Annotated in this window: 24 protein-coding genes; 21 read left to right on the forward strand and 3 right to left on the reverse strand. The window is 63.6% G+C overall.

Annotation, left to right across the window (positions count from 1 at the left end; genetic code table 11):
• The first annotated feature begins 302 nt into the window (after positions 1-302).
• The 20 genes from ACM530_RS07685 to ACM530_RS07780 all read left to right on the forward strand — a co-directional run bounded on the left by ACM530_RS07685 (position 303) and on the right by ACM530_RS07780 (position 17,900).
• Positions 303-1,022 (forward strand): beta-ketoacyl synthase chain length factor, encoded by a 720-nt coding sequence (locus tag ACM530_RS07685; protein ID WP_262207956.1) that lies wholly within the window; start codon positions 303-305, stop codon positions 1,020-1,022.
• Complete coding sequence (locus tag ACM530_RS07690) at positions 998-1,810, forward strand: lysophospholipid acyltransferase family protein (RefSeq protein WP_242198848.1); 813 nt, start codon at positions 998-1,000, stop codon at positions 1,808-1,810. Before ACM530_RS07685 ends, ACM530_RS07690 begins: the two co-directional genes overlap by 25 nt.
• On the forward strand, positions 1,788-2,057 hold the full coding sequence (locus ACM530_RS07695; protein ID WP_010213712.1) for a phosphopantetheine-binding protein: 270 nt from the start codon (positions 1,788-1,790) through the stop codon (positions 2,055-2,057). The genes ACM530_RS07690 and ACM530_RS07695 overlap by 23 nt, the downstream gene beginning before the upstream one ends.
• A 9-nt stretch (positions 2,058-2,066) precedes the next feature.
• On the forward strand, positions 2,067-2,321 hold the full coding sequence (locus ACM530_RS07700; protein ID WP_106577551.1) for an acyl carrier protein: 255 nt from the start codon (positions 2,067-2,069) through the stop codon (positions 2,319-2,321).
• Positions 2,318-2,863, forward strand: coding sequence for a hypothetical protein (locus ACM530_RS07705; protein ID WP_416364536.1), 546 nt, complete (start codon positions 2,318-2,320; stop codon positions 2,861-2,863). Before ACM530_RS07700 ends, ACM530_RS07705 begins: the two co-directional genes overlap by 4 nt.
• Positions 2,860-4,530 carry an AMP-binding protein gene (locus ACM530_RS07710; RefSeq protein WP_416364537.1) on the forward strand — a complete coding sequence of 557 codons (1,671 nt, stop codon included), beginning with the start codon at positions 2,860-2,862 and terminating at the stop codon, positions 4,528-4,530. Before ACM530_RS07705 ends, ACM530_RS07710 begins: the two co-directional genes overlap by 4 nt.
• A gap of 206 nt (positions 4,531-4,736) precedes the next feature.
• Entirely contained in the window at positions 4,737-5,471 is a 735-nt protein-coding gene (locus ACM530_RS07715; RefSeq protein WP_242198842.1) for a glycosyltransferase family 2 protein, read from the forward strand.
• Positions 5,468-6,403, forward strand: coding sequence for a glycosyl transferase (locus tag ACM530_RS07720; RefSeq protein WP_145160025.1), 936 nt, complete (start codon positions 5,468-5,470; stop codon positions 6,401-6,403). The genes ACM530_RS07715 and ACM530_RS07720 overlap by 4 nt, the downstream gene beginning before the upstream one ends.
• Positions 6,387-7,928, forward strand: a complete 1,542-nt coding sequence (locus ACM530_RS07725; protein ID WP_416364538.1) for an HAL/PAL/TAL family ammonia-lyase — start codon at positions 6,387-6,389, stop codon at positions 7,926-7,928. Before ACM530_RS07720 ends, ACM530_RS07725 begins: the two co-directional genes overlap by 17 nt.
• Positions 7,921-8,346, forward strand: a complete 426-nt coding sequence (locus ACM530_RS07730; protein ID WP_262207963.1) for an acyl-CoA thioesterase — start codon at positions 7,921-7,923, stop codon at positions 8,344-8,346. Before ACM530_RS07725 ends, ACM530_RS07730 begins: the two co-directional genes overlap by 8 nt.
• On the forward strand, positions 8,343-9,041 hold the full coding sequence (locus tag ACM530_RS07735; protein ID WP_242198833.1) for an outer membrane lipoprotein carrier protein LolA: 699 nt from the start codon (positions 8,343-8,345) through the stop codon (positions 9,039-9,041). The genes ACM530_RS07730 and ACM530_RS07735 overlap by 4 nt, the downstream gene beginning before the upstream one ends.
• Complete coding sequence (locus tag ACM530_RS07740) at positions 9,031-11,343, forward strand: MMPL family transporter (RefSeq protein ID WP_416364539.1); 2,313 nt, start codon at positions 9,031-9,033, stop codon at positions 11,341-11,343. Before ACM530_RS07735 ends, ACM530_RS07740 begins: the two co-directional genes overlap by 11 nt.
• Before the next feature lie 33 nt (positions 11,344-11,376).
• Positions 11,377-12,624: an NAD(P)/FAD-dependent oxidoreductase gene (locus tag ACM530_RS07745; protein ID WP_242198828.1), complete on the forward strand. Its 1,248-nt coding sequence runs from the start codon at positions 11,377-11,379 to the stop codon at positions 12,622-12,624.
• 11 nt (positions 12,625-12,635) lie between these two features.
• Positions 12,636-13,370: a class I SAM-dependent methyltransferase gene (locus ACM530_RS07750; protein ID WP_242199128.1), complete on the forward strand. Its 735-nt coding sequence runs from the start codon at positions 12,636-12,638 to the stop codon at positions 13,368-13,370.
• On the forward strand, positions 13,367-13,849 hold the full coding sequence (locus ACM530_RS07755) for a hypothetical protein (protein WP_242198826.1): 483 nt from the start codon (positions 13,367-13,369) through the stop codon (positions 13,847-13,849). Before ACM530_RS07750 ends, ACM530_RS07755 begins: the two co-directional genes overlap by 4 nt.
• Positions 13,846-15,012 carry a beta-ketoacyl-[acyl-carrier-protein] synthase family protein gene (locus ACM530_RS07760; protein ID WP_416364540.1) on the forward strand — a complete coding sequence of 389 codons (1,167 nt, stop codon included), beginning with the start codon at positions 13,846-13,848 and terminating at the stop codon, positions 15,010-15,012. The genes ACM530_RS07755 and ACM530_RS07760 overlap by 4 nt, the downstream gene beginning before the upstream one ends.
• Positions 15,009-15,470 (forward strand): hotdog family protein, encoded by a 462-nt coding sequence (locus tag ACM530_RS07765; RefSeq protein ID WP_145160007.1) that lies wholly within the window; start codon positions 15,009-15,011, stop codon positions 15,468-15,470. Before ACM530_RS07760 ends, ACM530_RS07765 begins: the two co-directional genes overlap by 4 nt.
• On the forward strand, positions 15,467-16,195 hold the full coding sequence (gene fabG / locus ACM530_RS07770) for a 3-oxoacyl-ACP reductase FabG (protein WP_145160005.1): 729 nt from the start codon (positions 15,467-15,469) through the stop codon (positions 16,193-16,195). The genes ACM530_RS07765 and fabG overlap by 4 nt, the downstream gene beginning before the upstream one ends.
• Positions 16,195-17,421: a beta-ketoacyl-ACP synthase gene (locus ACM530_RS07775; protein WP_106577537.1), complete on the forward strand. Its 1,227-nt coding sequence runs from the start codon at positions 16,195-16,197 to the stop codon at positions 17,419-17,421. Before fabG ends, ACM530_RS07775 begins: the two co-directional genes overlap by 1 nt.
• Positions 17,422-17,447: 26 nt before the next feature.
• Positions 17,448-17,900: a hypothetical protein gene (locus ACM530_RS07780; protein WP_145160003.1), complete on the forward strand. Its 453-nt coding sequence runs from the start codon at positions 17,448-17,450 to the stop codon at positions 17,898-17,900.
• A 213-nt stretch (positions 17,901-18,113) separates the two neighbouring features.
• On the opposite strand, the gene ACM530_RS07785 is transcribed toward ACM530_RS07780, so the two are convergent.
• A complete protein-coding gene (locus ACM530_RS07785) occupies positions 18,114-18,395 on the reverse strand; it encodes a type II toxin-antitoxin system PemK/MazF family toxin (protein ID WP_262208246.1) in 282 nt (93 codons plus the stop codon).
• A gap of 10 nt (positions 18,396-18,405) precedes the next feature.
• Positions 18,406-19,299, reverse strand: a complete 894-nt coding sequence (locus ACM530_RS07790) for a LysR family transcriptional regulator (RefSeq protein ID WP_242198815.1) — start codon at positions 19,297-19,299, stop codon at positions 18,406-18,408.
• Positions 19,300-19,471: 172 nt separating this feature from the next.
• Between ACM530_RS07790 and ACM530_RS07795 the strand changes: the two genes are divergently transcribed.
• Positions 19,472-20,698 (forward strand): MFS transporter, encoded by a 1,227-nt coding sequence (locus ACM530_RS07795; RefSeq protein WP_277933674.1) that lies wholly within the window; start codon positions 19,472-19,474, stop codon positions 20,696-20,698.
• Between the two features lie 57 nt (positions 20,699-20,755).
• Here the strand turns inward: ACM530_RS07795 and hemE are convergent, their stop codons facing one another.
• Positions 20,756-21,823, reverse strand: a complete 1,068-nt coding sequence (gene hemE, locus ACM530_RS07800; protein ID WP_106577532.1) for a uroporphyrinogen decarboxylase — start codon at positions 21,821-21,823, stop codon at positions 20,756-20,758.
• Positions 21,824-21,862: the final 39 nt, after the last annotated feature.

Here is a 21,862-nt window from a genome sequence, read left to right on the forward strand (position 1 = left end):
GCGCCTGTTAGCTACCTCGTTCATCCATGCACTGGCGCATTCCACGGCCGGATGCGCGATACCCGTAATCCAGCGCCGACAAACTAAAAGGAATACTCCGACAACCCCGTCAGTCCTCGCGTAAAGGACAATCTGTAAATCTTTCCCAGTAAATTGTAATCAGCCGTGAACAATTCTTTACCAAAGTTTGCTAGAAGCCCGCAGCACCGGGATAATGCGCGCCATTCGGCCTGCGTTCCCTGTCCCGGTATTCGGGGCCAACGGCCGCACATGGAAGCCCGCAGGGGCGGGATAACTTCTCAGTGATCACTTTCAACATCGCCCAATGGCGCGCCTGGGCTCCCGGCCTGGAGAGTGCGCACGACTGGCACGCCTGGTGCCAGGCCCCAGTGGCGCTGCCTGCCAGCGATGCTTGGCCTGACGTGTCCTTTTTGCCGGCCATGCAGCGCCGACGCCTGAGTCGCCTGGCACGCATGGCGTTCAGCGTCGGCTGGCCGCTGGCCGAAGGCCTGCAAGACCTGCCGCTGGTGTTTATTTCCCGGCACGGCGAAACCCCGCGCACCCTCGACATCCTCAGTGATCTGGCCGATGGCCAACCACTGTCGCCGACGCAGTTCAGCCTATCGGTGCATAACGCGGTGATCGGCCTGTGGTCGATCCTGCGCAATGAAACCAGCGAAATGACCGCGCTCGCCGCCGCAGGCGACGGCCTGGAGCACGGCATGCTCGAAGCCGCCGCGCTGCTCAACGAAGGTGCCCCGGCGGTGTTGCTGGTGATCACCGAGGAACAGCCCCCCGAAGCCTATGCTCGCTGGATTCATGACGTGCCCTTCCCTTACGCCCTCGGCCTGCTGCTGACACCGGGCGACGAGTGGCGACTGGAACTAAACAGCGGCGCTGTCCAACTCACTCAAACCCAGTGGCCCCACGCCCTGAACCTGCTACGCACCCTGCTCACCGAACAGGTTGCCTGCCAACATGCCTGGAAGAACCGTGTATGGAACTGGCAACGCAAGCCCTGACCGAAAAACCCCGGGACGCCTATTACTGGCGCCTGTTTGCCACCGCCGCGAGCTTTTTCTTCTTCGGCGTCGGCGGGTTGTGCCTGCGTTTGCTGGTGTTTCCGCTGCTCAGTTGCCTGCCAGGCAGCGCTGAAAAACATCAGCGCCGCGCCCGCCACACCATCAGCAAACTGTTCTGGTTCTTCGTCCGCCTGATGCAGCGCGCCGGCGTGCTGACCTACAGCGTCGAAGGCGCGGAAAAGCTCGGTCGCCCGGGCCAGATGATCATCGCCAACCACCCGTCGCTGATCGACGTGGTGTTCCTGATCGGCCTGATGCGCCAGACCAACTGCGTGGTCAAGCAGAGCCTGTTTCAGAACCCGTTCACCCGTGGGCCGGTGCGCGATGCAGGCTATATCAGCAATGACGGCAGCGCCGACATGCTTGACGCCGCCGCCGAGGCGTTGCGCCAGGGCCAGACCCTGATCATTTTTCCCGAGGGCACCCGCACCACACCCGGCGCGGCGCCCGCCTTTCATCGCGGTGGCGCCGCCATCGCGCTGCGCGGTGCGACAATCATCACCCCCGTGGTGATCAAGGTCAGCCCTACCACATTGACCAAGGCAGAACCCTGGTACCGCATTCCCAAACGTCGATTTCACTTCAGTTTGCGCGTGGGTGCCGATATAGAACCACACACCTTTGCCGCACTCGGGCCCGCGCCCCAGGCTTCACGCAAGCTCAACGATTACCTGCACCACTATTTCATTAAGGAGCTCGCCGAAGATGAGCGACCAACACCGCCTTGAGCACGACATAAAGATGCTGATCATCGAGGCCCTGGGCCTGGAAGACATCAGCGTCGACGACATCGGCAGCGAGCAGACCCTGTTCGGCGAAGGCCTGGGCCTGGATTCGGTAGACGCCCTGGAATTGGGCCTGGCGATCCAGAAAAAGTACGGCATCAAGATCGATGCCGACGCCAAAGACACGCGCAATCACTTCACCAACGTGGCCAGCCTTGCGGCGTTCGTCACGGCCAGACAGGCAGCTTGAGACCGGACCATGCAAACTCGTGACGATATTTTCAACACCCTGCGCGACGCCTTGGTGGAACTGTTTGAACTGGAGCCTTCGCGCGTCACCCTCGACGCCAACCTGTACCAGGACCTGGAAATCGACAGCATCGACGCCGTGGACTTGATCGATCACATCAAGCGCCAGACTGGCAAGAAGATCGCCGCCGAAGAATTCAAGGCCGTGCGCACCGTGAACGACGTGGTTGAGGCGGTGTACCGTCTGGTCGCACCTGCCGCATGAGCCGGCTGATCGGCCTTGGCCTGTTGCTGGCGGGGCTGTTGTACCCTTTTGCGGTGTATTACGGCACCGAGCACTTTGCGCCGTGGCAATTCGGCCTGCTGCTGGGCAGCCTGTGGTTGCTGCGCGCGCTGACCGGCGCACGCCGCCCGGGCAGCCGCTGGATGGCGATGGCGGTGATCGTGTTTTGCCTGCTGCTGGCCTGGTTCGACAACCCGCAGCTGCTGCGCTGGTACCCCAGCCTGGTCAGCGCGTTCATGCTGGCGCTGTTCGGCTTGAGCCTGAAATACGGCCCGCCGATGGTCGAGCGCCTGGCCCGCATCACTGAACCGCAACTGCCGCCCGAGGCCATCCGCTATACGCGTCAGGTCACCGTGGTGTGGAGTGTATTTTTTCTGTGTAATGGCCTGCTCGCCGCCGCCCTCACCCTGTGGGCGCCGCTGGGCTGGTGGACGTTGTACAACGGCCTGATCGCCTACGGGCTGATGGGGTTGTTGTTTGCCGTGGAATGGCTGGTACGAAAAAGGGTTCGAGGCCGCGTATGAATGGGTTGAAACTTGAGCACCTGCTACTTGAGCCGCTGCAACAGCGCTGGGTCACCACCGAGCCTGAAATGAACCATGCCCAACTGTGGGCGCACTCCCTGAGCCTGGCGGCGGGCCTGCAAGCGCGCGGCATCCGGCGTTTGGCCGTGCACCTGGAAGACGCCGGCCTGTTGGCCATTGCCTTGCTGGGCGCCTGGCGGGCCGGGGTCAGCGTGCTGCTGCCGGCCGACCTGCAACCCCAGACGCGCCAGCGCTGGGACGACGCCGTGGACGCCTGGCTGGTTGAGGCCGCCGATCTCGACACGCTGTATCAGCCGCCGTTGAGCGCCGCCGCACTCGACCTGGACGCCTGCCACTTGAGCCTGTGCACCTCCGGCTCCAGCGGCGAGCCCAAGCGCATCGACAAGACCCTGCGCCAACTTGCCAACGAAGTGGAAGCGCTGGAAGCCTTGTGGGGCGCGGACCTTAAAGACGCCTGCATCATCGGCAGCGTCGCCACCCAGCACATCTACGGGTTGCTGTTCCGGGTGTTGTGGCCGCTGTGCGCCGGGCGCACCTTTGTACGCAAACAACTGGCCTTCCCCGAAGACCTGCAGCGCGCCAGCCGTGAACACCCACAATTTGCCTGGGTCGCCAGCCCCGCGCTGCTCAAACGCATGGGCGACAACCTCGACTGGCCCGCCCTGAGCCACGTGTCGCGGGTGTTTTCGTCCGGTGGCGCGCTGCCCATCGAGGCTGCCGGCAGCCTGTACGACCGTTTGCAGCAATGGCCGACGGAAATCCTCGGCAGCTCGGAAACCGGCGGCATTGCCTGGCGCCAAGGCGCGCAGCCGTGGCAGCCGTTTGCCGAGGTCGAACTGAGCCAGGATGCCGACGGCGCCCTGCGCATTGCCTCACCTTATCTACCGGCTGGGCACATTGAACAGACCGCCGATGCCGCCCGCATCCACTGCGACGGGCGCTTCGAGTTGCTCGGCCGCCTGGACCGCATCGTCAAGCTGGAAGAGAAACGCATCTCCCTGCCGATGCTCGAACAGGCGCTGATGGCCCACGCCTGGGTCGCCGAAACCCGCCTGGGCGTGGTGCAGGAAAACCGCGCCTCGCTCGGCGCGCTGGTGGTGTTGAGCGCCGATGGCCTGCATGCCCTGCGCAATCAAGGCCGCCGCGCCGTCACTCAAACCCTGCGCCAGCACCTGAGCCAACACTGCGAAGCCCTGGCGCTGCCGCGGCGCTGGCGGTTGCTGCGCCAGTTGCCGTTGAATGCCCAGGGCAAACTGCCTCAAGCCGACGTCACAGCGCTGTTACTCGCCCCCCGGCCCAAAGCGCCGGATGTGCTCGAGCAAGTGCAAGCCAACGGCGAATGGACCGTGCAACTGAGCATCCCGCCGGACCTTGCCTACTTCAGCGGCCACTTCCCCGTCACGCCGGTGTTGCCGGGCGTGGTGCAGGTGGAATGGGCCTTCAACCTCGGCCAGCAGTTGCTCGACCTGCCCGCGACTTTTGCCGGCATGGAAGTGCTCAAGTTCCAGCAACTGGTGCGCCCCGGCGACCAGGTTGAACTGCACCTGCGCTTCGACCAGGAACGCGGCAAGCTGTATTTTGCCTACCGCAATGGCGTCGCCGCTTGCTCCAGTGGCCGGATAGTGTTGGAGGCGCCAAGTGCATAACCTTTTGTGGCCGGCGGGTTTCCTGTGGCCAGCAGACTTTTTGTGGCGAGCAGGCTTGCCCTGCGCTGGGCTGCGAAGCAGCCCCAGTAAGGTAATCGAGGTGTGTCAGGCATACCGAGTTGGCAGGTTTTGGGGCCGCTTCGCAGCCCAACGCAGGGCAAGCCTGCTCACCACAGTAAGTCCGCTATCAGTCAGTTGGATCAGCCATGCATAACCCCTGCGCGCTCATCCCGGTCTACAACCACGAAGCCGCCGTACCGGCCGTGGTGCACAGCCTGTTGAACAGTGGCCTGCCGTGCCTGCTGGTCGACGATGGCAGCAGCCCGGCGTGCGCGGCGGTATTGGCGCAACTGGCGACACTCGACAACGTCACCCTGCTGACCTTGCCCAACAACCAAGGCAAAGGCGGCGCGGTCATGGCTGGCTTTCGCGAAGCCGCACGCCGGGGCTTCACGCATGCGCTGCAAGTGGACGCCGACGGCCAGCACGACCTGCGCGAAGTCGAGAGTTTTCTCGATACTTCACGCAGGCACCCTGACGCGGTGATCTGCGGCTACCCCGAATACGACGACAGCGTGCCCAAGGGCCGCTTGTACGCGCGCTACCTGACCCACGTGTGGGTGTGGATCAACACCCTGTCGCTGCAGATTCGCGACTCGATGTGCGGCTTTCGCGTGTACCCGCTGGCGCCTACGCTAGCGCTGATGGACTCGGCCTACATCGGCACGCACATGGATTTCGATTCCGACATCCTGGTGCGCCTGGCCTGGCGTAACCAGCCGATGCGCTGGCTGCCGACCCAGGTGCATTACCCCGCCGATGGCTTGTCGCACTTCCGCCTGTTCCGCGACAACGTGCGCATCTCGGCCATGCACACGCGGCTGTTTTTCGGCATGTTGGTGCGCGCGCCGATGATTCTGTGGCGACGGTGGCAGGCATGAGCGACCGCACCAAACACTGGGCCGACCGCGAGGAGCGCGGCAGCTTCTGGCTGATGAAGCTCACTGCCGTCGCCGCTAAGGTCCTCGGCCGTCGCCTGCTGAGCCCGTTGCTGTACAGCATCGTGCTGTACTTCTTCCTGTTCGGCCGCACCGCGCGCCACAGCGCCTGGGAATACCAGCAACGCCTGGCCGACTGGAGCGGGCGCGATGAGCTGCGGCCCACGCATAAAAAAGTCTTCGGCCAGTTCATGGCGTTTGCCGACTCGCTGCTCGACAAACTCGACGTGTGGAACGGCAAGCTGCGCATCGAACAGATCGAAATCAACGACCCGGCGCAATTGCGCGGGCAACTGCGCGGCGAGCGCGGGCAGATGCTGGTGGGCGCGCACCTGGGCAACCTCGAAGTGTGCCGCGCGCTGGCCGAAATCGGTGAGCAAGTCACCATGAACGTGCTGGTGCACACCAAGCACGCCGAGCGTTTCAACCGCCTGCTGGGCGAAGCCGGGGCCACGCATTTGCGCCTGATCCAGGTCAGCGAACTGGACCCGGCGACCATGCTGCTGCTCAGCCAGCGCCTGGACGACGGCGAGTGGCTGGCGATTGCCGGCGACCGCGTGCCGCTGCACGGCGGGCGCAAGGTGCGCGTGGATTTCCTCGGCCATGACGCGGCGTTCCCGCAAGGCCCGTGGCTGCTGGCCGGGCTGCTCAAATGCCCGGTCAACCTGCTGATGTGCCTGAAGCACGACGGTCGCTATCGCCTGACCATCGAGCCGTTCGCGCAATTGATCGAATGGAAGCGCAGCACCCGCGAGCAGGTCATCGCCCTGTGGACCGCGCGCTACGCCGCACGCCTGGGCCAGTTCTGCCTGGAAGCGCCCCAACAGTGGTTCAACTTTTACCCTTTCTGGAAAACCGATGACGACGCATCTTGAGCCGGTAACCTTTGGCGAACGCGCTTTGCGCATTGAAGACGTGCTGGCCTTGGCCAACCGTCAGGCGCCCACGCAGTTGCAGGACGACGCCGCGTACCGCCAGCGCATTGCCAAAGGCGCGCAGTTCCTCGACTCGCTGCTGGACAAGGAAGGCGTGATCTACGGCGTGACCACCGGCTACGGCGACTCGTGCGTGGTGGCGGTGCCGTTGCAGCACGTCGAGGCGCTGCCGCGTCATCTGTATACCTTCCACGGTTGCGGCCTGGGCAAATTGCTCGACGCACAAGCCACCCGCGCCGTGCTGGCAGCGCGTTTGCAGTCGCTGTGCCACGGCGTTTCCGGGGTGCGTGTGGAATTGCTCGAGCGTCTGCATGCGTTTCTGCAACACGACGTACTGCCGCTGATTCCGGAAGAAGGCTCGGTAGGCGCCAGCGGTGATTTGACGCCGCTGTCGTACGTGGCCGCGACCTTGTCCGGCGAGCGTGAAGTGATGTTCCGTGGCGAGCGTCGCCAGGCGGCTGACGTGCACCGCGAACTCGGTTGGGAGCCGCTGGTGCTGCGCCCCAAGGAAGCCCTGGCCCTGATGAACGGCACTGCCGTCATGACCGGCCTGGCCTGCCTGGCCTTCGCCCGCGCCGACTACCTGCTGCAACTGGCCACGCGCATCACCGCGCTGAACGTGGTGGCGCTGCAAGGCAACCCGGAACACTTCGATGAGCGCCTGTTCGCCGCCAAACCGCACCCAGGGCAGATGCAAGTCGCCGCGTGGCTGCGCAAAGACCTGGCGATTGATGCGCCGACCGCGCCGCTGCACCGCCTGCAGGACCGCTACTCGCTGCGCTGCGCACCGCACGTGCTGGGCGTGCTGGCCGACAGCCTGAACTGGCTGCGTTCGTTTATCGAAATCGAACTGAACAGCGCCAACGACAACCCGATCATCGACGCCGAAGAAGAGCGCGTGCTGCACGGCGGGCACTTCTACGGCGGGCACATCGCCTTTGCCATGGACAGCCTCAAGACCCTGGTGGCCAACGTCGCCGACCTGCTCGACCGCCAGCTCGCGCTGCTGGTGGACGTGCGTTACAACCACGGCTTGCCGAGCAACCTGTCCGGCGCGCCGGCCGATCGCGCGATGATCAACCATGGCTTCAAGGCCGTGCAGATCGGCACCAGCGCCTGGACCGCCGAAGCGTTGAAAAACACCATGCCGGCCAGCGTGTTCTCGCGCTCCACCGAGTGCCATAACCAGGACAAAGTGAGCATGGGCACCATCGCCGCCCGCGATGCGATCCGCGTGCTGGAGCTGACCGAGCAAGTCGCCGCCGCCACGCTGCTCGCGGCCAACCAAGGCGTGTGGCTGCGCGCCCAGGCTGAAGATGCACGCGCCCTGCCGCCGGCCTTGGCCGCCATGCATGCAGAACTGGCCAAGGACTTCCCGCCGGTCATCGAAGACCGTGCGCTGGAAGGCGAGCTGCGCCTGTGCCTGAAACGTATTGCCGAGCAACACTGGAGGCTGCATGCGTAGCCAGGGCGTGTTGCATTGCGACACTGAAATCCTCGTGCCGTTTTTCGACATCGACACCATGCACGTGGTGTGGCACGGGCATTACGTGAAGTACCTGGAAGTAGCGCGCTGCGCGCTGCTGGACAAGATCGGCCATAACTACACGGCAATGCTCGAGTCCGGCTACGCATGGCCAGTGATCGACATGCAGCTGCGCTACGTGCGCGGCGCGGTGTTCGGCCAGACGATCAATGTGCGCGCCAGTTTGGTGGAGTGGGAGAACCGTTTGAAGGTCAATTACCTGATCACCGACCTCGCCAGCGGCGAACGCCTGACCCGCGCCAGCACCGTGCAAGTGGCGGTAGAAATCGCCAGCCGCGAAATGCAGCTGGCCTCCCCCAACGTCTTCACCGACGCCGTAGAGAGAGCCTTGAAATGAGATTCCCTGTGGGAGCGGGCTTGCCCGCGAAGGACGTTAACGATAACGCGAACCGCCTGACACTGCGCAGCGCCCTCAGGTTCTTCGCGGGCAAGTCGAATCGTCGCACCGCCGCTCCCACATTAATTGGGTTGTTGCTGAGCTTCAGCGCCCATGCCTTCGACCTGCAACAGCTCAGCGATCAGTTGGCAAAACCGTCCGTGATCCACGGCAACTTCATCCAGGAAAAACACCTGCGCGCCCTGCCCCAACCCTTGGTCAGCAAAGGCACCTTCGTGCTCGCCAAAGACCATGGCCTGCTGTGGCTGTTGAAAACCCCACTGCAGCAGGACTACCGCATCAGCGCCCAAGGCATCGCGCGCCGTGACGCCAATGGCTGGCAACTGCTGCCAAACAAGAGCGCCGGGGCCGAGCAGAACCGCCTGTTCCTCGCCGTGCTCCAAGGCGACAGCAGCGGCCTGCAACGCGACTTCGAATTGCAACTGCAAGGCGAAGCCAAGCAGTGGAAGCTGACGCTGATCCCGCGCTCATTGCTGCTCAAGCAGGTCTTCACCCAGATCAATATCGACGGCGGCGAATTGGTGCAGACCATCCAACTGCTGGAAACCCAAGGCGACAGCACCGTGCTGCGCATGCAGGACAGCACTGCCGCCCAACCATTAAGCGATGCGGAGCAACACGACTTTGCCCAGTGAGCGCCTGCTGCCGCGCCTGTTCCTGATCCTGCTGGTGGCCGTGCTGGCGCTGGCCGGCTGGCAGTGGCGCCATGGCGCGCCGCTGTCGGCCAACCTGATGGAGCTGGTGCCGGGCAGCACGCCGGATGCGCTTGAGCTCAAAGCCGAACAACGCATGCAGGAGCCGCTGAACCGCGAAATGCTGGTATTGGTCGGGCATGCGGATCGGCAAACAGCCGTGGCGGTGGCGCAGCAATTGGGCGAGCGCTGGCAGGCCAGCGGGCTGTTTGAAAAGGTGCAGTGGAACCTGCAAGCCGACTTGCCGGCCCTGCGCGAGCAATTGCTGCGCGGGCGTCTGGCGATGCTCTCGGCCAAGGACCGCGAACAACTGATCGAGCACCCCGACGCCTTCATCCAGCAGCGCGTGCAAGCACTGTTCGACCCCTTCACCGGGTTCAGCCTGGTGCCGAGCCAGGACGACTGGCTGGGCCTCACCGGGCGTATCCAGAACAGCCAGCCGCAACACGGCTCGGTGCAACTGGATATCGGCAGTGGCACCTTGATCGCCGATGCCGACGGCAAAAGCTGGGTGATGTTGCGGGCGCGCACCACCGGCAATGCCTTTGATATGAAACTGCCGCTGCAAGTGGCGGATCTGCTCCAGGCCAGCCGCGCGCAGGCCGGCGAACAGGGCGCGCAATTGCTCGCCGCCAGCGGTTTGCTCTACGCGGCCAATGGGCAGCAGCAGGCGACCCGGGAAATTACCTGGGTAGGCGGCGGCGCCACGCTGGGCATCTTGTTATTGCTGTTGCTCGCCTTCCGCCGCTGGCGTGTGCTGCTCGCCTTTGTGCCGGTGCTGGTGGGCATGCTGTTTGGCGCGGTGGCCTGTGTGGCGCTGTTCGGCCATATGCATGTGATGACCTTGGTGCTCGGCTCCAGCCTGATCGGCGTGGCGGTGGATTACCCGCTGCATTACCTGTCCAAAAGCTGGAGCCTGCAGCCGTGGCGCAGCTGGCCGGCGTTGCGCCTGACCCTGCCGGGGTTGAGCCTGAGCCTGGCGACCAGCTGCATCGGTTACCTGGCGCTGGCCTGGACGCCGTTCCCGGCGCTCACCCAGATCGCGGTGTTCTCTGCCGCCGGTCTGGTCGGTGCCTACCTGTCGGCCGTGTGCCTGTTGCCCGCGCTGCTCAAAGGCGTGGACCTGCGCCCGGCGCAATGGCCGCTGCGCATCGCTGAAGGCCTGTGGCTGCTGCGGGCCACTTTGATCAAACACTTACCGAGCCCGCTGCTCCTGGCGCTGGTGCTGCTGTTTTGCGCCGGTGGCCTGTGGCACCTGAACAGCAAGAACGATATCCGCCAATGGATCGGCGCCCCGCCGCAATTGCTGCAGGAAGCCCAGGCCGTGGCGCGCATCACCGGGTTCCAGCCCACCAGCCAGTTCTTTCTGGTGCGCGCCGACAATCAGCAGCAGTTGCTCGAACGTCAGGCCGCTCTGGGCCAGCGCCTGGATCAACTGGTGAACATGGACAAGCTGCAGGGCTACCTGGCGCTCAACCAGCTAGTCAACCTGCCCGCCGAGCAGCAACAGCTGCGCGACGCGCTCAACCCATTGCCGCAACACTGGCAGCCGCTGTTGGACCTGGGCGTGCCCGCCAGCGCCCTGCACGCCGAAATCGCGCAACTGCAAGCCTTGCCCACCGAAGACATCGATGCGGCGCTGGTCGGCCCGCTCGCCGAGCCTTGGCGCACGCTGTGGCTGGGCCCGGTGGACGGCGGCGTGGCGGCGATGGTCAGCTTGCAAGGCCTGAACAACCCGGCGCTGCTGCGGGTGCAGGCGCTGGACCTGCCTGGCGTACAGTTGGTGGATCGTCTGGGCGACTTGAACCGGGTATTCGCCGACACGCAGATCAGCGCCGCTGAATTGAAATTGATGTCGTGCGTGCTGATCGTGCTGTTGCTGATCCTGCCGTTCGGGTTTGGCGGCGCCTTGCGCATCGTCGCCCTGCCGCTGCTCGCGGCGCTGTGCAGCCTGGCCAGCCTGGGTTGGCTGGGCCAGCCACTGACCTTGTTCAGCCTGTTCGGCCTGCTGCTGGTCACGGCGATCAGTGTTGACTACGCGATCTTGATGCGCGAACAGATCGGCGGCCCTGCCGTGAGTCTTTTAGGTACGCTGCTGGCGGCGCTGACGACCTGGTTGTCGTTTGGCCTGCTGGCGGTGTCGAGCACACCGGCCGTGAGCAATTTCGGCCTGTCGGTCAGCCTGGGCCTGGCCTTCAGCTTTATGCTGGCGCCCTGGGCCGGCCATCAGAAGCACGCCTTATGAATGTGATTATCGCCATAGCGGCAAGGAGCCCTCGTGCCCACAGTTGAAATGGAACGTCGCCAGGTGGTGGTGATCGGTGCCGGCCCGTCCGGTGCCATCGCCGCCGCGCTGTTAAAGCGCAACGGGCATGATGTATTGATTATCGAGCGCCAGCATTTTCCACGCTTCTCGATTGGCGAAAGCCTGCTGTCGCACTGCATCGATTTTATCGAAGAAGCCGGCATGCTCGAGGCCGTGCAGGCGGCGGGTTTCCAGGTAAAAACCGGCGCTGCGTTTGCCTGGGGCGAGCGCTACAGCGCGTTTGATTTTGGCGACACGTTCAGCCACGGCAAACCCACCACCTTCCAGGTGCAGCGCGGTGAATTCGACAAATTGCTGGCCGACCAGGCCGCCTTGCAAGGCGTCGACATTCGCTACGGCGAAAGCGTCGTCGGTGTGGATTTTTCCGGTGACAGCCGCTACCTGCACGTGCGCCGCGAGAATGGCAGCGAATACCACCTCAAGGCCAAATTTGTGCTCGACGCCAGCGGCTATGGCCGTGTGTTGCCGCGCCTGCTGGACCTTGAGGCGCCATCGAATTTCCCGGTGCGCCAGGCGGTGTTCACTCACGTCGAGGACCGCATCGAACACCCCGGTTTCGACCGCACCAAAATCCTCGTGACCACCCACCCGACCCAGCGTGACATCTGGTTCTGGACCATCCCGTTCAGCAACGGCCGCTGCTCGGTGGGCGTGGTCGCAGCGAAGGCGCATTTCGACGGCCGCGACAGCGACCTCGACGCGTGCCTGCGCGGCTTTATCGCTGAAACGCCGAGCCTGGCCGGCGTGCTGCAAAACGCCGTATGGGACACACCTGCGCGCACCATCGGCGGCTACTCGGCCAACGTCAAAACCCTGCACGGTCCGGGCTTTGCGCTGCTGGGCAACGCGGCGGAATTCCTCGACCCGGTATTTTCGTCCGGCGTGACCATCGCCATGCGCTCGGCGAGCATGGCGGCAGGCTTGCTGCATCGCCAACTCAAAAGCGAAACAGTGGACTGGCAAACCGAGTTTGCCGAACCGTTGAAACGCGGCGTCGACACCTTCCGCTGCTACGTCGAAGGCTGGTACGCCGGCACCTTCCAGGATGTGATTTTCCATCCGGGCAGCTCGCCGGACATTCGCCGGATGATCAGCTCGATCCTCGCCGGCTACGCATGGGATGAGCGCAACCCGTTTGTCAGCGAGCCCAAGCGGCGGTTGCGGATGTTGTCGGAGATTTGCGCGAGTGAGCCGGTATGAGCAGTCCAGCGCTGGAAAAAAACTACCTGAGTAAAAACTACGTCGAAGAAACCCGGTTCGGTTTCTGGTTCCTGCGCAGCCACACTTGGCAGCACCACGTGTTGCGCGTGGCGATCAACGACTTGCGCAGCTTGTTCACCGAGCCATTGCCAGTCGCGCCGGTGCTGCTGGACGCCGGTTGCGGCCAGGGCAAGTCGTTCCGGTATTTGCAGCAGGTGTTCGCGCCGCAGCGCCTGATCGGGGTGGATGCCGACCCGCATAGCCTGGCGCTGAGCAAGGCCGAAGCCGAGCGCCAGGGCCTGGCCGTCGAGCTGATCGGCAGTGACTGCGCCACCCTTGAGGTGCCCGACGCCAGCGTCGATATCCTGTTCTGCCACCAGACCTTCCACCATCTGGTGGAACAGCATCGCGCCTTGAAGGAGTTCTACCGCGTGCTCAAGCCGGGCGGCTACCTGCTGTTTGCCGAGTCCACCGAAGCCTATATCGATACCTGGGTGATTCGCTGGCTGTTCCGCCACCCGATGCACGTGCAGAAAAGCGCCGACGAATACCTGGAGATGCTGCGCGAGCAGGGGTTTGAATTCGCCCCGCAGAACGTCTCGTACCCGTACTTGTGGTGGAGCCGCTCCAGTGATTTTGGCCTGCTCGAGCGCTGGGGCCTGCGCAACCCGCCACCGGTGGGCCAGCGCGAAGAGACGCTGGTCAACTGTGTGGTGCGTAAACCTTTCGCGAGCGCCGCACCATGATCCGCCTGCTGCTGATCGGTTGCCTGTTGCTGCTGAGCGCCTGCGCCAGCCAACCGCCGTTGCCCGCAAAAACCCCGGCGCTGGCCTTGCCGATGCAATTGCATGTGCAGCGCCTTTCGGGTGGCCAGAGCCAGGACTGGCTGTTGGTGATCCAGCGCGAAGGCGCAGCCCTTCGCTGGTCGATGATGGACCCGCTGGGCATTCCCCAGGCGCGGCAAAAACTACTCGATGGCCAGTGGCAGGCCGATGGTCTGCTGCCGCCCAACCCGGCGGCGCGCGAGCTGTTTGCCGCCTTGCTGTTTGCCCTGACTTCATCGGATGACGTGCGCGCACTTTACCCGAGCGCCCAGGCCATGGACCTCACGCGCACGCTGCCGGGTCATTGGCAAATCGTCTATCAGTCTTCAGAGGTGTTCAGCGTGAACATGACGGGCCAACCGCTGAGCTATCGCATCACACCGCTGGGGGTCGCTCGATGACGGCTTATCTGAATGCGCTGGGCGTGATTTGCGCCCTGGGACGCGGCCAGGCCGAGGTCAGTCGCAGCCTGTTTGCCGGCGACTGCTCGGGCATGCGTGCCGAGAGTGGCTGGGTGCCGGAACGCGTGTTGCCGGTCGGCGGCGTGCGCAGCGAGCTGGTGACTATTCCGCTTGAACTGAACCAGCAAAGCAGCCGCAACAACCAGTTGTTGCTGGAAGCGGCGTTGCAGATCGAGGGCGAGATCCGCCAGGCCATTCACACCTATGGCGCCTCGCGAGTCGGTGTGGTGCTGGGCACCAGCACCTCGGGCATCGACGAGGCTAGCCGTGGCATCGCCAATTACCTGCGCGACAAGCAGTTCCCCGGCGACTACGACTACCAGCAACAGGAACTCAGCGCCCCCGCCAACTTCCTCGCCGACTGGCTGCAACTGAGCGGCCCGGCCTATGTGATTTCTACCGCCTGCACCTCCAGCGCCCGCGCGTTGATGAGCGCCCAACGCCTGCTGGACCTGGGCGTGTGCGACGCGGTGATCTGCGGCGGTGTCGACAGCCTGTGCAAGCTGACACTCAACGGTTTTACCGCGCTGGAAGCAGTCTCCAACGAGCGCTGCAATCCGTTTTCAGTGAACCGCAATGGCATCAATATCGGCGAAGCGGCCGTGCTGTTTGTGATGACCCAACAACCGGCACCGATTGCCCTGCTGGGCAGTGGCGCCAGTTGCGACGCGCACCATATCTCCGCGCCCGAGCCTACCGGCAAAGGCGCATTGCAGGCGATGCGCAAGGCCTTGGCCAGCGCGAAGCTGGTGCCCGAGCAGATCGGTTACTTGAACCTGCACGGCACCGCCACCCAGCACAACGACGCCATGGAAAGCCTGGCCGTGGCCAACCTGTTTCCCCACGGCGTGGCCTGTTCGTCGACCAAACCCATGAGCGGCCACACCCTCGGTGCAGCCGGCGCGCTGGAAGCGGCGTTCTGCTGGCTGAGCCTGACCCACGGCTGCGTGCCGCCGCATGTGTGGGACGGCCAGGCCGACCCGGCGCTGCCCGCCCTGCAATGGGCGCAGACCGGCGACACCTTGGAAAAACGCTACCTGATGAGCAACTCGTTTGCCTTCGGCGGTAACAACGTCAGCCTGATAATCGCAGAGGCCCCATGATTGATTGGCCACTCGCCCAATTGCTGCCCCACGCGGGCGACATGATCCTGATCGACCAGGTGCTGTCGTTCGATGAAGAGCAGATTCACACGCGCCTTACCGTCAAGCCCGGCGGCCTGTTCAACCGCCCGGACGGCAGCCTGCCGGCCTGGGTTGGCATCGAGCTGATGGCGCAGAGCGTCGCCGCGTATGCCGGGTGCCGCGCGCGCCAGAACGGCGAAGCAGTGGAGCTGGGCTTCCTGCTTGGCACGCGTAAGTTCGAGTGCAACGTGGAACACTTTCCGGCAGGCGCCGAACTGCGTATCCACGGCCTGCGCTCGCTGGAAGACGACAACGGCATGGGTGTGTTCGAATGCCACCTCACCGGCGACGGTATCCAGGCCAGCGCGCGCTTGAACGTATTTCGACCGCCCCAGGCGGCCACCTATTTAGATGAATCGAAGGACGAAACGCCATGACTGAATCCGTACTGGTCACCGGCTCCAGCCGTGGCATCGGCCGCGCCATTGCCCTGCGTCTGGCGCAGGCCGGGCATGACATCGTGCTGCATTGCCGCAGCGGTCGCGCGGAAGCGGACGCGGTGCAGGTCGAGATTGAAGCCCTGGGCCGCAAGGCGCGCGTGCTGCAGTTTGACGTGGCCGATCGCGCCAGCTGTAAGCAAATCCTTGAAGCCGACGTGGAGCAGCATGGCGCCTACTACGGCGTGGTGCTCAATGCCGGCCTGACCCGTGACGGCGCGTTCCCGGCCTTGTCCGAAGACGATTGGGACGTGGTGATGCGCACCAATCTCGACGGTTTCTACAACGTGCTGCACCCGGTGATGATGCCGATGATTCGTCGTCGCGCCGCCGGCCGCATTGTGTGCATCACCTCGGTGTCGGGGCTGATCGGCAACCGCGGGCAGGTCAATTACAGCGCGTCGAAGGCCGGTCTGATTGGCGCGGCCAAGGCGCTGGCCATCGAGCTGGGCAAGCGCAAGATCACCGTCAACTGTGTAGCCCCCGGCTTGATCGACACCGCGATGCTGGATGAAAACGTGCCGGTCGAAGAACTGATGAAAATGATCCCGGCGCAGCGCATGGGCACCCCGGAAGAAGTGGCCGGTGCAGTGAATTTCCTGATGTCGGCCGAAGCCGGCTACATCACGCGCCAGGTGTTGGCCGTGAACGGAGGCCTGTGCTGATGAAACGCGTCGTCGTCACCGGCATGGCCGGCATGACCTCCCTGGGCAGCGATTGGGACACCATCGCCGCCAACTTTCGCGCCAACCGCAGTGGCATTCGGCGCATGGACGAGTGGGACCGTTTCACCGAACTGAACACGCGCCTGGCCGGGCCGATTGACGATTTCGTGGTGCCGGCCCACTGGACGCGCAAGCAACTGCGCAGCATGGGCCGCGTGTCGCGCCTGGCAGTGTGGGCGGCGGAGCAGGCGTTGCAGGACGCCGGGTTGCTCGGCGACGAGTCGATCAAGGACGGGCGCATGGGCGTGGCCTGCGGCTCGTCCACCGGCAGCACCGACGAGATCAAGGCATTTGGCAACATGCTGCTGAACTCGGTGGCCGAGGGGCTGAACGCCAACTCCTATGTGCGCATGATGCCGCACACCACGGCGGCGAATATCAGCATCTTTTTTGGCCTTACCGGGCGGCTGATCCCGACGTCCAGCGCCTGCACCAGCGGCAGCCAGGGCATCGGCTATGCGTATGAAGCGATCAAGTTCGGACGCCTGCCGTTGATGCTCGCCGGCGGCGCCGAAGAGCTGTGCCCCACCGAAGCCATGGTGTTTGATGCGCTCTACGCCACCAGCCTGAAAAACGACGCGCCGCAGACCAGCCCACGTCCTTACGACAGCGGCCGTGATGGCCTGGTGATCGGTGAAGGCGGCGGTATGCTGGTGCTCGAAGAACTGGAACACGCGTTAGCGCGCGGTGCGCACATCCACGCCGAACTCGTGGGTTTCGGCAGCAACGCCGACGGCCAGCACACCACCCGCCCGGAGCAGAAAACCATGCGCCGCGCGATGGAGCTGGCCTTGGAAGATGCCGGGCTGGAGCCGTCGGCCATTGGCTACGTCAACGGCCATGGCACCGCCACCGATCAAGGTGATATTGCCGAAACCCTGGCCACCAGCAGCCTGTTCGGCCGCCACATGCCGATCAGTTCGCAGAAGAGTTTTCTTGGCCACACCCTGGGCGCATGCGGCGCGCTGGAGTCGTGGTTCAGCATCGAAATGATGAACCGCGACCAGTACGTACACACCTTCAACCTGGATGTGGTCGACCCGCAATGTGGCGAGCTGGATTACCTGCAGGGCGGCTTTCGCGAGATGCACCACGACTACGTGATGAACAACAACTTTGCGTTTGGCGGCGTCAACACCTCGCTGATTTTCCGTCGCTGGGCCTGATTTTTTAATTGATTGGAGAAAATGGAATGTCTTCCTTGCTACGCGCCACCCTGATCACCCTGGCCTTGCTGACCGCCGCCGGTTGCACCAGCAAACCCGTGCTCAACACCCAGCACGAGCTGCCGGCCGGCACTCAGGTGAGCGAAGAAACCATGAAGCAGGTCATCGTCACGGCCCTGCAAAAACGCGAGTGGACCGTGCAGCGTTTCAGCCCACAACTCGTACAGGCCCAGATCACCGTGCGCAACCAGTTCTACGCGGCCATCGACATCCGTTACAGCCGCAACAGCTACGCCATCACCTACCGCGACAGCCGCGACCTGGGCTACAAGGACGGCAAGATCCATCGCAACTACAACCGCTGGGTGAGCATGCTCGATCGCGACATCATGGCCGCGCTGCGCAGCAATGGCGTGGGTAACGCGCCGGGACCTGCGGCGCAGTCGTTTGAGCAGACAGGGGCGTCGAAGCAGAACTGAGGATCGCGGTCCGTCAGAAACGACAAAGGGCGCCTTTCGGCGCCCTCTTCACAAACAGGTTGGCTTGTCATCGCCGCTTCCTGCCTGGCTCTGCGATGGCTGGTTGCCCAGGATCCTCAGAGTCTCACAAGCCCCTTTCGGGAACTCGGCCAGTATGCCTGAAAACAACTCGCCTGCAATCGGTGGCAAAGCGCCGCTTATTCCTTACCCACTTCATCGCAACCCCAGCGCACTGCGCACCGCTGCTTTTATCGCTGAAAACTGATCATTGGTGAGCTCCGCGATTTTGTAAGTTCGTTTTCCATGACGGTCTTTGCTTTTGATTCGATCCAGTCGCCCCAGGCTTACGGTCGCCACAATGTCGCACTTCGCCCAGCAGATGGGGTTCGCGCCCTGAAGATGACTGTCTAGCTGCAAATGATGCTCCAGCAGCGTTTGCGGGGCGGTGGTGCTCAAAGGCACAACCGTCACTAAGCCAGTCCCGTTACCTGATATGTGACTTCGCCTACACCACGGCCTTGCGCGTCAACAACTCTACAAACGCCCTCGCCCTCGGCGACTGCGCACCCTTGCGCTGCACCAGCCACACCGCCGTGACCGCTTCCTGATCGAGCAACGTGCGATACACCACGCCATCAATGCGTATGCGCTGGTAAGACGCCGGCAGCACCGACACGCCCAAGCCCGCCGCCACCAACCCGATAATCGTCATCGCCTCCCCCGCTTCCTGGGCGAAGTGCGGGCTGAAGCCGGCGTCACGGGCCAGGTTGAGCAGCTGCGCGTAAAGGCCGCTGCCATAGCTGCGCGGGAAGAATACAAACGGCTCCTGTGCCAGTTGCGCCAGGTGCAAACCGCGCTCGCTGCCTTCCGCCAGCGGGTGGCCGGCGTTCAGTACGGCAACCAGCGGTTCGCGCATCAGCTCGATGACACTCAGCGAATCCGGCAACGGCAGCGGGCGCATCAGGCCGACCTGGATCGACTGATCCACCAACGATTCGGCCACTTCGGTGCTGCTCATTTCCTGCAGGCTCAAGTGCACCGCCGGGAAGGCCTGGCGAAACGCAAAGATCGCCTGCGGAATGCTCGAATTGAAGGGTGCGGAAGACGTGAAACCAATCTTCAGTTCCCCCAGCTCTCCCAACTGGGCACGCCGAGCAACATCCGCGGCCTTGTCGACCTGTGCCAGCACCAGTCGCGCCTCTTGCAGGAACAAGCGCCCGGCCTCACTGAGCTCGACCCGACGATTGGTGCGTTCAAACAAGCGCGCGCCCACCTCTTGCTCCAGGGCCTGGATCTGCTGGCTCAGCGGCGGTTGCGAGATGCCCAGCACCTGCGCGGCGCGGCCGAAATGCAGTTCTTCGGCGACGGCGATGAAGTACCGCAGGTGACGCAATTCCATGCAAACCTCTTTAGGTCGTAAAAGCTATCAAACAGGTCGAACAATATATTGGAAAGAATCATTAGCCAGCTATATTCTTTTTTGCATTGCCAGTTCTGGCAGGCTTTCCCTCGCCGAGGTCCCCGTGAAATCTGCTGTCGCTCCATTTGCTCAAGAAGTCCCGCCTACCGCCCTGGATGAGGTGGTGGCCCAGCTCAACGAGCAGTTCATCGAAAAAGGCACGCCAATGTTCATGCGCACCGTGCTGGCGCTTTTCTCCGGTGGGTTTGCCACCTTTGCCCTGCTGTATTGCGTGCAACCTATGATGCCCGCGCTGTCCCACGAGTTTTCCATCAACGCGGCGCAGAGCAGCCTGATCCTGTCAGTCGCCACCGCCATGCTCGCGTTTGGCCTGCTGATCACCGGACCAATTTCCGACACCCTCGGGCGCAAACCGGTAATGGTCGCCGCGCTGTTTTGCGCCGCACTGGCCACTATCGCCAGCGGCCTGATGCCGTCCTGGGAAGGCATCCTGCTGATGCGTGCGCTGGTCGGCCTGTCCCTGAGCGGCCTGGCAGCCGTCGCGATGACTTACCTGAGCGAAGAGATCCACCCGCAACACATCGGCCTGGCCATGGGCTTGTACATCGGCGGCAACGCGATTGGCGGCATGAGCGGGCGCCTGATCATGGGCGTGTTGATCGACTTCGTCAGTTGGCACACCGCCACGCTGATCATCGGCGCCCTGGCGTTGATCGCTGCCACGGTGTTCTGGAAGATCCTCCCCGAGTCGCGCAACTTCCGCGCCAGCAGCCTCAAGCCGCGCAGCCTGGTAGACGGCTTTGTGATGCACTTCAAGGACGCCGGCCTGCCCTGGCTTTTTCTCGAAGCCTTCCTGCTGATGGGCGCGTTCGTGACGATGTTCAACTACATCGGCTATCGCCTGCTGGCGTCGCCTTACGCGTTGAGCCAGGCCGTGGTCGGCCTGCTGTCGCTGGTGTACCTGTCGGGCATCTACAGCTCGGCGAAAATCGGCTCGCTGGCCGACCGCCTCGGCCGGCGGCGCGTGTTGTGGGGCACGATCGTGTTGATGCTTTCGGGCATGTTACTGACCCTGTTCACCCCGCTGTGGCTGGTGGTGCCGGGCATGCTGATCTTTACGTTCGGCTTCTTCGGCGCGCACTCGGTGGCCAGCAGCTGGATCGGCCGGCGCGCGGTCAAGGCCAAGGGGCAGGCGTCGTCGCTGTACCTGTTCTGCTACTACGTGGGCTCAAGCATTGCGGGGACGGCGGGCGGGTTCTTCTGGCACTTTGCCGGGTGGAACGGGATTGGCGGGTTTATCGTGGCGCTGTTGATGGGTGCGCTGTTGGTGGCGTTGAAGTTGGCGAAGTTGCCGCCACTGGGCCATGTGAAAGCCTGAAGATTTCTGGCTTTTAATGTGGGAGGGGGCTTGCCCCCTCCCACATTGGTTTTGCGTTTATTCGTGATACTGGGCGGACAACTCGTGCACCGCGCGCAAGAACGCGCCGGCGTGCTCCGGATTCACTTCCGGGGTGATGCCATGGCCGAGGTTGAACACATGCCCGGTGCCCTTGCCGTAGCTGGCCAGGATGCGGCCGACTTCGGTGCGGATCGCTTCCGGCTTGGCGTAGAGCACGGTCGGGTCCATGTTGCCTTGCAGCGCGACTTGGTTGCCAACGCGACGACGGGCTTCACCGATGTCGCAGGTCCAGTCCAGGCCCAGCGCATCGGCGCCCGCGTCGGCGATGCTTTCCAGCCACAGGCCGCCGCCTTTGGTGAACAGGATGACCGGCACTTTGCGGCCTTCGTGTTCACGGATCAGGCCGCTGACGATCTTGCGCATGTAGGCCAGGGAGAATTCCTGATACGCCGCCGCCGACAGGTTGCCACCCCAGGTATCGAAAATCTGTACCGCTTGCGCGCCGGCCATGATCTGGCCGTTGAGGTAGGCGGTAACCGACTGCGCCAGTTTATCCAGCAGCAGGTGCATGGCCTGTGGGTTGTCGTAGAGCATGGCTTTGGTCTTGCGGAAGTCTTTCGACGAGCCGCCTTCGACCATGTAGGTGGCCAGGGTCCACGGGCTGCCAGAGAAGCCGATCAGCGGCACACGGCCATTGAGCTCGCGGCGGATGGTGCTGACCGCGTCCATCACGTAGCCCAGGTCTTTGTGCGGGTCGGGGATCGGCAGGGCTTCGATGTCGGCCAGGGTGCTGACGACTTTCTTGAAACGCGGGCCTTCGCCGGTTTCAAAGTACAGGCCTTGGCCCATGGCGTCAGGGATGGTCAGGATGTCGGAGAACAGGATGGCCGCGTCCAGTTGTGGGTAGCGGTCCAGCGGCTGCATCGTGACTTCGCAGGCGAACTCCGGGTTCATGCACAGGCTCATGAAGTCGCCGGCGTGGGCGCGACTGGCGCGGTATTCCGGCAGGTAGCGACCGGCCTGACGCATCATCCACACGGGCGTGACGTCTACGGGTTGCTTGAGCAGGGCACGAAGGAAACGGTCGTTCTTGAGGGCAGTCATGTCGGCATCCGCAAAAAAAGTGCGGGCATTTTCTCAGAG

The sequence above is a fragment of the Pseudomonas sp. NFX183 genome, from assembly GCF_047943075.1.
Taxonomy (GTDB): domain Bacteria; phylum Pseudomonadota; class Gammaproteobacteria; order Pseudomonadales; family Pseudomonadaceae; genus Aquipseudomonas.